This window comes from Nonomuraea sp. NPDC026600, assembly GCF_040638335.1.
GTDB lineage: Bacteria > Actinomycetota > Actinomycetes > Streptosporangiales > Streptosporangiaceae > Nonomuraea.
In genome coordinates this window covers 1-8927 of sequence record NZ_JBEZYD010000084.1, presented here as the reverse complement: position 1 = coordinate 8927, position 8927 = coordinate 1, and the positions used below count along the sequence as shown (strand labels likewise).

Annotated in this window: 11 protein-coding genes; 6 read left to right on the top strand and 5 right to left on the bottom strand. The window is 68.1% G+C overall.

The window, feature by feature from the left end; translation table 11 throughout:
* The first annotated feature begins 492 nt into the window (after positions 1-492).
* From AB0F17_RS65950 to AB0F17_RS65940, 3 genes are all read left to right on the top strand, one after another.
* Positions 493-894 (top strand): hypothetical protein, encoded by a 402-nt coding sequence (locus tag AB0F17_RS65950; RefSeq protein ID WP_358047680.1) that lies wholly within the window; start codon positions 493-495, stop codon positions 892-894.
* A gap of 231 nt (positions 895-1125) precedes the next feature.
* The gene (locus tag AB0F17_RS65945; protein WP_358047682.1) at positions 1126-1923 is read left to right on the top strand and encodes a putative protein N(5)-glutamine methyltransferase; all 798 of its coding nucleotides are present in this window, start codon (positions 1126-1128) and stop codon (positions 1921-1923) included.
* 299 nt (positions 1924-2222) lie between these two features.
* Positions 2223-2441: a hypothetical protein gene (locus AB0F17_RS65940; protein ID WP_358047678.1), complete on the top strand. Its 219-nt coding sequence runs from the start codon at positions 2223-2225 to the stop codon at positions 2439-2441.
* A 3-nt stretch (positions 2442-2444) separates the two neighbouring features.
* Here AB0F17_RS65940 and AB0F17_RS65935 read toward each other — a convergent pair whose 3' ends face one another.
* Genes AB0F17_RS65935 through AB0F17_RS65925 form a run of 3 tightly spaced genes read right to left on the bottom strand, consistent with a single transcriptional unit; the run spans position 2445 to position 5110 of the window.
* Positions 2445-3113 (bottom strand): response regulator, encoded by a 669-nt coding sequence (locus AB0F17_RS65935; protein ID WP_358047676.1) that lies wholly within the window; start codon positions 3111-3113, stop codon positions 2445-2447.
* The gene (locus AB0F17_RS65930; RefSeq protein ID WP_358047674.1) at positions 3110-4585 is read right to left on the bottom strand and encodes a DUF4118 domain-containing protein; all 1476 of its coding nucleotides are present in this window, start codon (positions 4583-4585) and stop codon (positions 3110-3112) included. Before AB0F17_RS65930 ends, AB0F17_RS65935 begins: the two co-directional genes overlap by 4 nt.
* Positions 4586-4642: 57 nt before the next feature.
* The gene (locus tag AB0F17_RS65925) at positions 4643-5110 is read right to left on the bottom strand and encodes a group II truncated hemoglobin (protein WP_358047672.1); all 468 of its coding nucleotides are present in this window, start codon (positions 5108-5110) and stop codon (positions 4643-4645) included.
* Between the two features lie 171 nt (positions 5111-5281).
* Between AB0F17_RS65925 and AB0F17_RS65920 the strand changes: the two genes are divergently transcribed.
* The 3 genes from AB0F17_RS65920 to AB0F17_RS65910 all read left to right on the top strand — a co-directional run bounded on the left by AB0F17_RS65920 (position 5282) and on the right by AB0F17_RS65910 (position 7851).
* On the top strand, positions 5282-6316 hold the full coding sequence (locus tag AB0F17_RS65920; RefSeq protein WP_358047670.1) for a cellulose binding domain-containing protein: 1035 nt from the start codon (positions 5282-5284) through the stop codon (positions 6314-6316).
* A gap of 72 nt (positions 6317-6388) precedes the next feature.
* Positions 6389-7012, top strand: coding sequence for a TetR family transcriptional regulator (locus AB0F17_RS65915; RefSeq protein WP_358047669.1), 624 nt, complete (start codon positions 6389-6391; stop codon positions 7010-7012).
* Positions 7012-7851, top strand: a complete 840-nt coding sequence (locus AB0F17_RS65910; RefSeq protein WP_358047667.1) for an NAD(P)H-binding protein — start codon at positions 7012-7014, stop codon at positions 7849-7851. Before AB0F17_RS65915 ends, AB0F17_RS65910 begins: the two co-directional genes overlap by 1 nt.
* A 3-nt stretch (positions 7852-7854) precedes the next feature.
* Here AB0F17_RS65910 and AB0F17_RS65905 read toward each other — a convergent pair whose 3' ends face one another.
* The gene (locus tag AB0F17_RS65905; RefSeq protein ID WP_358047665.1) at positions 7855-8514 is read right to left on the bottom strand and encodes a class I SAM-dependent methyltransferase; all 660 of its coding nucleotides are present in this window, start codon (positions 8512-8514) and stop codon (positions 7855-7857) included.
* A gap of 30 nt (positions 8515-8544) precedes the next feature.
* A complete protein-coding gene (locus tag AB0F17_RS65900) occupies positions 8545-8745 on the bottom strand; it encodes a hypothetical protein (protein ID WP_358047663.1) in 201 nt (66 codons plus the stop codon).
* Positions 8746-8927 lie beyond the last annotated feature (182 nt).

Genomic DNA, 8927 nt, shown 5'->3' with positions numbered 1-8927 from the left:
AGTTCTCAAGAAACGGACGCGTACTCCCCAACCTGCGAGAGGCGCTCATTTCGTTTTTGTTTTCGTCTTCGTTGTGTCTTTATTCTTTCAGCCGCGCGACCCGGTGTCAAATTGACCCGACTCGCTTCGACCTTCTGGAATAAACACCGCCCCGTTTCCGGGACAACCCCTCTAACTTACCAGCCCATCCGGATGGTGCGAACCATCTGGGCGAACCAGGAGAAAGTGGGAAGTGCTGGGCTTCGTCCCGAGGTTCTGTGAACCCCTGCGCCGCCCTGCCTGAGCAACTCTAGCAGCCGTCTGCGGCTGCTTCGTGCCGTACAGGTAATCATGAGGTCCTTCCCTGCCCTCAAGATGCTCAAACCTGTCGATCTCGGACCGGGGCCGGGCCAGGCGACCGGCATCGCGGAGACAAGCCGAAAGCAAGTCATCCGCAATCGCCCCTGTGTACGAAGTAGCTACGAGCAATCTGCGTCCCCGGAGGTGTCCGCAATGACCCGCTCGGAGTTCGATGACATCCGCGCCTTCCTTGCCGACGACGCGACTCACGCCGGAGATCTCCTCCGAGTCGCCCGGACGCTGATCGACGACCTCGAACACGTGCGTATGCGCGAGGCCATCCTGCGGACGTACTACTTGCGGCTGCTCACCGCCGCCCGGGCCACGGTGGCGGCCGAGGCGGTGGACGCGCCCGACCCGCTGGCCTTCCTCAAGCACGAGCTCGCCGAACGCGGCCAGCTTCCCCAGAACGGTGAGGCCGTGCAGCGCATCCTGGCCGACGCCCGCGCGGCGGCCGCCTTGCTGGCCTGCCTGGAGCAGCCGGCTCAGGTCCGGCCGGCGAGAGGCATGCGGCTGCGCCGCTGCGTCGGCTCCGCCCGTACGCTGCCCCACTGAAGCCTTCCGATACGACGAGTCCGGTGCGAGAAGACGGGCGAGGCGGGCGAGACCGGCCGTTGGCGTGCGGAACAGGACGTCAGGTAATGTTGCCGTCTCCAGCGATGGACCCGACCGAGGAGGTGAGACCCATTACCGCTCTAACAGGCTGGGTGCTCCCCTCTCATAGTTGTGTGGTCCACCTGACGTAGGTGGCCTAGGGAGCGCTCATTGGCTTTCCGAAAGGCGCTCATGTCGGTTTTTCCGTCAGCTGTCCACCAATCCGCCATCGTCATCAGGCTCCGGGCCGCCGGTTGTGTCTTCGCCGAGGACGAGGCGGAGTTGCTCATCTCAACGGCGAGGACGCCGGACGATCTCGCCACCATGGTCGACCAGCGGGTCGCCGGTCTCCCACTTGAGCACGTTCTTGGCTGGGCGGAGTTCTGCGGGCTGCGGATCGCGGTGGATCCCGAGGTGTTCGTGCCGCGCCGCCGTACGGAGTTCCTCATCAGCCAGGCCGCCGCGCTGGGCAGCCGGTCGGGCACCGTCGTCGTCGATCTGTGCTGCGGGACGGGCGCTATGGGCGCCGCGCTGGCCGCGGTCCTGGACGGGGTCGAGTTGCACGCCGCCGACCTGCACCCCGCCGCGGTACGGTGCGCGCGCCGCAATCTGGCCTCCATCGGTGGCCAGGTGTACGAGGGCGACCTCTACGAGCCGTTGCCCGCCACGCTGCGGGGTCGCGTCGACATCCTGATCGCCAGCCCGCCGTACGTACCCACCGAGGCGATCCGGCTGTTGCCCTCGGAGGCCCGCGTCCACGAGCCGCTGGTGGCGCTCGACGGTGGCGCGGACGGGCTCGACATCGTGCGGCGGATGATCGCGGAAGCGCCGCCGTGGCTGGCACCGGGCGGTCATCTGCTGGTCGAGACGAGCGAGGGCCAGGCGGCGCGGACGGCCGACACCATGGCCGCCGGCGGGCTGACCCCGCGCGTGGCCTGCTCCGATGAGCTGTACGCCACCGTCGTCATCGGTACCAGACCCACCGAGTAGGGAGCGACCGCGCGTGCGGCCGGCCGCACGCGCGGTGCGCCCAGGTGACCAGAAGACGACCACTTGCTTACCCAGCCTTGGTCGACTGGCTGTAAGACTGCGCATATGTGGCAGCGATGGTTCAACTGGGCAGCAATCGTCCTAGTCGGCGGTTTCAGCCTCGTGTGGCTAGGTGTCGTGATTTATGTGAACGACAGCTCCACGTTCTGGATGCGTGTCTTCCAGCTGGCCTTCGGTGTCGCGCTGGCCGCATGGACCGTACGTAAGACAACTCTGATGATCACCAAGGCGTGAGTCCCATGAGCGATCAACTTTACGAAATCAGTCACGACATGGGCGATGACGTACAGCTGTCCGCCACCGCCATGTACCTGGACAGGCTCCCGCAACGGCACAGAATCCTCGAGATCGATGACGAGGCCGCGCGAAGCATCTCCAGATGGGTGAACGAGGAGGACCCCCGCGAGTCCGACGCCTTCACGGACCCGCTGGAGGATACGTACTTCCCGCCGGAGTAGTGGCTACGGCTGGAAGCGGTAGCCCATTCCCGGCTCTGTCAGCAAGTGTACGGGATGCCCCGGATCGCGCTCCAGCTTGCGGCGTAGCTGAGCCATGTACTGCCGCAGGTAGTGGGTCTCCTTCACATACGAAGTCCCCCACACCTCTTTCAGCAACTGGCGCTGGCTGATCAGCTTGCCGGGGTTGCGTACCAGCAGCTCCAGGAAATGCCACTCCGTGGGCGTCAGCCGTACCCCGCCGGACACCGTCTTCCTGACGAGGTCGACCAGGTGCTCGCCCACCCGCACGGTCGCGGGCTCGTCGGGAGCCGCCCCCATGCGGCGCGTCACCGCGCGGATGCGCGCGAGCAGTTCGTCGATACCGAACGGCTTGGTCACGTAGTCGTCGGCTCCCGCGTCGAGCGCGTCCACTTTGTCGGGGCTGCCCGCCCGTCCCGAGAGCACGATGATCGGCACGCTCGTCCAGCCGCGCAGCCCGTGGATGACGTCCACTCCGTCCAGGTCCGGCAGCCCGAGGTCGAGGATGATCAGGTCGGGATGCCAGTCGGCGGCTTGGCGCAGCGCGGCGGTGCCGTCCGGCGCGACGGCCACCTCGTAGCTCCTGGCGACCAGGTTGATGCGCAACGCCCGCAGGATCTGCGGTTCGTCGTCCACCACGAGCACGCGGGTCAAGGAGCCCTCCGCAACGAGACGGTCATGGTCAAGCCCCCTCCTGGCGTCCGCTCCGGCGTGAGTGTCCCGCCCATGGCCTCCGTCAGCCCGCGGGACAGCGCCAACCCGAGGCCCAGCCCCACACCTTGCCGATCGCCCAGGCGCTGGAACGGCATGAACACCCGCTCCTGGGCCTCCGCCGGAATGCCGGGTCCCCGGTCGATGACGCGGAACTCGACGTGTTCGCCGTACGAGCTCGCGGAGATCACGACCTTGTGATCGGGCGGGTTGAAGCGGACGGCGTTGGACATCAGGTTGACCAGCACCCGCTCCAGCAGCGCCGCGTCGGCCATGAACTCCGGAACCTCACCGTTGAACCCGTCGTGGACGCGGTCGCGCAGCGGTCCGAGATCGGCGATCGCCTGGGGGACGACGTCCTCGACCGCCAGCGGCTCCAGCGTGACACCGAGCACGCCGGCTTGCAGGCGGCTCATGTCGAGGAGGTTCGACACCAGCCGGTCGAGCTTGATGAGCGACTCGCCCGCGGTGGCCAGCAGTTCCGCGCGGTCCTCGGGGGTCCAGTCGACCTCTGTCCCGCGCAGGCTGTCGACCGCCGCCCTGGCCGCGGCGAGCGGGTTGCGCAGGTCATGGCTGACGGCCGCGAGCAACGCGGTGCGCATCTTGTCGGCCTCGGCCAGCGGTTTGGCCCGTTCGGCCTCCTCGCGCAGGCGTTCCTGTCGCAGCGCCACCGCCGATTCGGCCGCGAACGCCTCGAGCACCTGCCGGTCCGCCGCGTCGAGCTGCCTTCCCCGTACGGCCAGCACCAGGTCGTCGTCGATGGGCACGTCGGTGTCGGCATGGCCCGGCGAGGTGGACGGCGGCCCTCCGGCCGTGGCCACGACGCGCCAGGAGTCGCCGTCGCGTTCGAGCAGCGTGACGGACGCCAGCTCGTACACCTCCTTGAGCCTGGCCAGCAGGGACGGCAGCGCCGCGTCGCCGCGCAGGACGTGGCCGGCGAGTGTGGACAGCAGTTCGGCGTCGGCGCGCGCCCGGGTGGCCTCCCTGCTGCGGCGGGCCGCCTGGTCGACGACCGTGCTGACCATCGCGGCGACCAGGACGAAGGTGGTCAGCGCGAACAGGTTCTCCGGCGCGGAGATCGTCAGCGTGTGGAGCGGCGGCGTGAAGAACCAGTTGAGCAGCGCGAAGCCGAGCACCGCCGCGGTGAGCGCCGGCCACCTGCCGCCCACCAGGGCGACGGCGACCACCAGCAGCAGGAAGAACAGGATCTCGCTCGGCAGCGTGAGCTGCTCGGCGAACGCCAGCATGACGGCCGTGAGCAGCGGCAGCCCGAGCAGCGCCATCGCCCAGCCGACGATCCGCCGGTCTCGGGTGAGCGCGGCGGGCGGGCGAGCGGGGCGGGGCGCGGGCGGCGGCGCGGTCGCGGCAACGCCGGGGCCCGCGCCTAGGTCGATGCGCAGCCGCCCGCGTGTCATGCCCCGCTCCTGGTGGTTTGTCGGTGACCTCCAGGCTACGACCAGGGGCGCGATGTCCTACGGCTGGTACGGCGGGGCGACGCCCCAGCCCCAGTGCGGCACCGGAGCCCTGGTCGGGGGCGTCGCGCCGGGCTGCGAGTTGTGCACGGCCAGCCGGGTGCCCCACTCGATGTAGCCGGCGAAGGCGGCCCGGAACTCGGGGTCGTCGGGAAGCCCCACTTCGTCGGCGGCGTCCATCAGCAGGTTCACCCACCTGCGCCGTTGCGGCTCGGTGATGCCCTTGCCGAGGTGCTGGGAGAGCATGTGGGGGTAGCCGCCCCGCTCCTTGGTGTAATGGTCGGGGCCGCCGAACACTTCACCGAGCCACATCGCCACATATCGCGGATGACCGGGGTCCATGTGCGCGAACAGCGGCCCGATCAGGTCGTCCTTCCGCACGTGCTGGTAGAACGCCTCGGTGAGCCGCTCCAGCGCCTCTGCCCCGCCCGCCCATTCGTACAAGGTCGGCACTGCCTCATTATTCATGTAATCATGTAATCAGGCGCCGGGTTGGGCGGCAAGTTCTGAAAGTTACACGCCGTTCCGGATAACACCGCAGGTCGAAAGACCCACCCGGACCGGCCGCCTTTCCGCCGCCCCTACGCGCTCCTACGCTCTCGGCAGACCCACGATCTTCGGGAGCGGACGATGTCGCGGATGAGCGCCTTAGTGGTGGCCATGCTGACCCTGATCGGAACGGTACTCTTCCTGATCGCGACACCGGCCGGCGCGGCCGCCACCAGGATCATGCCCCTCGGCGACTCGATCACCGGCTCGCCCGGCTGCTGGCGGGCGCTGCTGTGGAACAGGCTCCAGAGCGCGGGCTACACCAACATCGACTTCGTCGGTACGCTGCCGCCGCAGGGCTGTTCTGTGTCGTACGACGGCGACAACGAGGGCCACGGCGGCTTCCTGGCGACGAACGTGGCCGGCCAGAACCAGCTCCCCGGCTGGCTGGCGGCCACCAAACCCGACATCGTGCTGATGCATTTCGGCACCAACGACGTGTGGAGCAACATCGCGCCCGCGACGATCCTCAGCGCGTTCACCACGCTGGTGAACCAGATGCGGGCCAGCAACCCGGCGATGAAGATCCTGGTCGCGAAGATCATCCCGATGAACCCGTCCACCTGCGCCGACTGCGGGCAGCGCGCCATCACCTTCAACAATGCGATCCCCGCCTGGGCCGCCGCCACCTCCACCCAGCAGTCGCCGATCGTCGTCGTCGACCAGTGGACGGGGTTCAGCACGAGCGCGGACACGTACGACGGAGTGCACCCGAACGCCTCGGGTGACCAGAAGATGTCCGACCGCTGGTACCCGGCGCTGGTGAACTTCCTCACCCCGGGCGGGTCCACGCCGACGCCCACTCCCACCGTTACGCCGGTGGGCGGTTGCACGGCGACGTTCAAGAACGTCGGGCAGTGGACGGGCGGTTTCCAGGGCGAGGTCACGGTCAAGAACACCGGGACCGCGACCACGAATGCCTGGACGGTCGGCTGGACGTTCGCCAACGGCCAGCAGATCAGTCAGATCTGGGGCGGCACGCTCACCGCGAACGGGGCCACCGTGAGCGTGCGGAACGTCAGCTGGAACGGCACCCTGGCCGCCGGAGCCACGGCCACCTTCGGTTTCCTGGCCTCCTGGAACGGCACCAACACCGCGCCCGCCCCCACCTGTTCTCCCGTCTGAGGACTCTCCTCTTCTTCAATCGTTCGAATGACAGTTGTCATCCAATCGATTGAAGAACTACGCTCTTCAGGCATGGGAGCACGGCGGGCACCGCGCCCAGAGGATCGCGGCCAGGCGGCGGAGCAGACACGAGAGCGGATCCTGACCGCCGCCGTGGCCGAGTTCGGGGCGAAGGGCTACGCGGGTGCCCGCACGGCCGGCATCGCCGCCCGCGCCGGCGTCAACCAGCAGCTGATCTCGTACTACTTCGGCGGCAAGCAGGGGCTGCTGGACGAGCTGCGCCGGCGCTGGCAGGAGATCGAGGCCGGCCTGGTCACGCCGGACACCTCGTTCGCGGACTCGATCGGCGCGCACCTGGACGCGACGCTCGACAACCCCGACTGGGCCCGGCTGACCGTCTGGCAGGCCCTTGGCGACTGCCCGTTCACCGATGAGGCGGACGGGCGGCAGTACCTGGATCGCCAGCGGGCAAAAATGGCGGAGTCGGTGGAGAAGATCCGCCAACGGCAGGAGAACGGCGAGGTCACCGATGAGGTGGACGCCAGGTTCGCGCTCCTGACCGCCTACGCGGTGGTCTTCGCCCCGATCACGATGCCGCACTTCGTACGGGCCCTCTTCGGCGACGACCCTTTGTCACCTGAAACCCGTACCGAACTCCGCAACCAGCTGATCAAACTTCTCGGGAGGTCCTCTTAATGGTCACTGTCGTCTTCGGTGCCCGGGGCAATGTAGGTCACCATGTCGCCGCCGGACTGCGCGCGGCGGGCTTACCGATCCGCGCGACGGGCCGGGATCCGCACGCGCCGGGGTTCCCGCCGGACACACCGGTCGTGGCAGCCGATCTCGACTCGCCCGAGACGCTGCCCGCCGCTCTGGAAGGTGCCGAGAAGGTCTTCCTGTACACCAAACCGGATGGCATCGATGGGTTTGTGAAGGCGGCGCGATCCGCCGGCGTACGACACGTGGTGCTGCTGTCATCGGCGTCCGTCGTTCTCCCCAGCGCCGAACTCCACCCGATCGCCCAGCTGCATCGCGTCGTCGAAGTGGCCCTCGAGGGCTCCGGCATCGACTGGACGTTCATCCGGCCGGGGATGTTCGCCACGAACACCCTGTGGTGGTGGAGCCAGTCGATCAGAACCGACAGCACCGTCCGTACGGCGTACCCGGACGCGCAGATCTCCTCCATCCACGAGAAGGACATGGCCGCGCTCGCCGTCACCGCCCTGACCGAGCCCGGCCACGCTCAGCGGGCCTACACGCTCTACGGCCGGGAGTCGCTCACCATCAGGCAGCACGTCGAGCTCATCGGCGAGGCCATCGGCCGCAAGATCACGCTTGACGTGATCTCCGTCGAGGAGGCCCGGTCGGACCTGGCCAAGTCCATGCCCCCGATCGGGGTGGAGGGCATCATGCGCATGCTGGCAGCCAGTACCGACCACCCCGCCCCGACCTCGACGGTCGTCGAGGAGGTCACCGGCCGTCCCGCGCACACCTTCGCCCAGTGGGCCCAGGACCACGCCGACGACTTCCGGTAAGGCTCAGCGCGCGTACGCCCTGACGGCCAGGACGTTGGGAATGGGGTCCTCGCCCGGTTCGTACACCCGCTCGATGTCGAGTCCCGCGTCGATGAACGCGTTGATCAGGTCCGGGAGCGGCAGCTGGCTCATTCCCACCCGCTCCCGGACCCCGCCCTTGCGCCACCATGGCCCGCGTCGGTGCCAGCCCTTGATGCGGTACGTGGGATGGATGATCAGCGCGCCGTCCTCACGGTTCTCGATGTGCGGGCCGTTGAGACACGGGTGCGCCCCGTAGAACAGCAGCAGCCCGCCGGGGCGCAGCACCCGGGCCGCCTCCTTCAGCAGGCCGGGAAAGTCGCCGATGTCGGTCGACACCCAGAACGCGGCGACGGTGCCGAACACCCCTGCGGCGAACGGCAGCGCCGTGCCGTCACCTTGGAGCAGCGGCGCGTCGTCCCTGCGGCGGGCCAGGCGCAACTGGTCGCCGGACCGGTCGAGCCCCACCACGGTCCTGCCGGTGGCGCGGATCGCGTCGAGGTAGAGGCCGGTGCCGCAGCCCAGGTCCAGGCACGGTCCGTCGCCCGGCCCCAGCAGCTCGGCCACGTCCGGCTGGTTCGCGGCGGCGCAGGGGGTGTTGAACGCGTCGTACCACTCGGCTTGGCCGTCATAGCGTGCGGTCATGATCCATCTTTAACCCGCTTTCGACGGTCATTAACCGCGCGGGTCTCGTCTCTGGCGTATTCCGAGGAACGCGATCACCAGGCCGATGATGAGGACGACAGGGCCGATGATGGCCCAGAGGGTGACGCCGCTCATCACGCTACCGCCGACGATGCCCAGCCCTTGAAGCGTCCACAGGCCGCCGACCAGGATCAGGAGAACACCGAGGACGAGGAAGATCCATGCTTTCACTGCTTTTCTCGTTTCTTGTCCTGGAGGGAGTGGAGAAAGCGCCTTCAGGATGACATGACAGCCCGGCCGACGTCCTTCCCCGGGCTTCTACACAGGCTGAATTCGTAGGGTCGGTCATGTGTTCAAGGGGTGTTCGATTATCAGGCCGGTCTGGGCGAGACAGCCGTCGAGTAGGTGGGGCC

What these genes read in the sequence shown, in the direction of transcription:
- AB0F17_RS65905 (WP_358047665.1), bottom strand. Translation starts at nt 8,514, where the DNA reads ATGACCGCACGCTATGACGGCCAAGCCGAGTGGTACGACGCGTTCAAC.
- AB0F17_RS65930 (WP_358047674.1), bottom strand. Translation starts at nt 4,585, where the DNA reads ATGACACGCGGGCGGCTGCGCATCGACCTAGGCGCGGGCCCCGGCGTT.
- AB0F17_RS65940 (WP_358047678.1), top strand. Translation starts at nt 2,223, where the DNA reads ATGAGCGATCAACTTTACGAAATCAGTCACGACATGGGCGATGACGTA.
- AB0F17_RS65925 (WP_358047672.1), bottom strand. Translation starts at nt 5,110, where the DNA reads ATGAATAATGAGGCAGTGCCGACCTTGTACGAATGGGCGGGCGGGGCA.
- AB0F17_RS65915 (WP_358047669.1), top strand. Translation starts at nt 6,389, where the DNA reads ATGGGAGCACGGCGGGCACCGCGCCCAGAGGATCGCGGCCAGGCGGCG.
- AB0F17_RS65910 (WP_358047667.1), top strand. Translation starts at nt 7,012, where the DNA reads ATGGTCACTGTCGTCTTCGGTGCCCGGGGCAATGTAGGTCACCATGTC.
- AB0F17_RS65950 (WP_358047680.1), top strand. Translation starts at nt 493, where the DNA reads ATGACCCGCTCGGAGTTCGATGACATCCGCGCCTTCCTTGCCGACGAC.
- AB0F17_RS65920 (WP_358047670.1), top strand. Translation starts at nt 5,282, where the DNA reads ATGAGCGCCTTAGTGGTGGCCATGCTGACCCTGATCGGAACGGTACTC.
- AB0F17_RS65945 (WP_358047682.1), top strand. Translation starts at nt 1,126, where the DNA reads ATGTCGGTTTTTCCGTCAGCTGTCCACCAATCCGCCATCGTCATCAGG.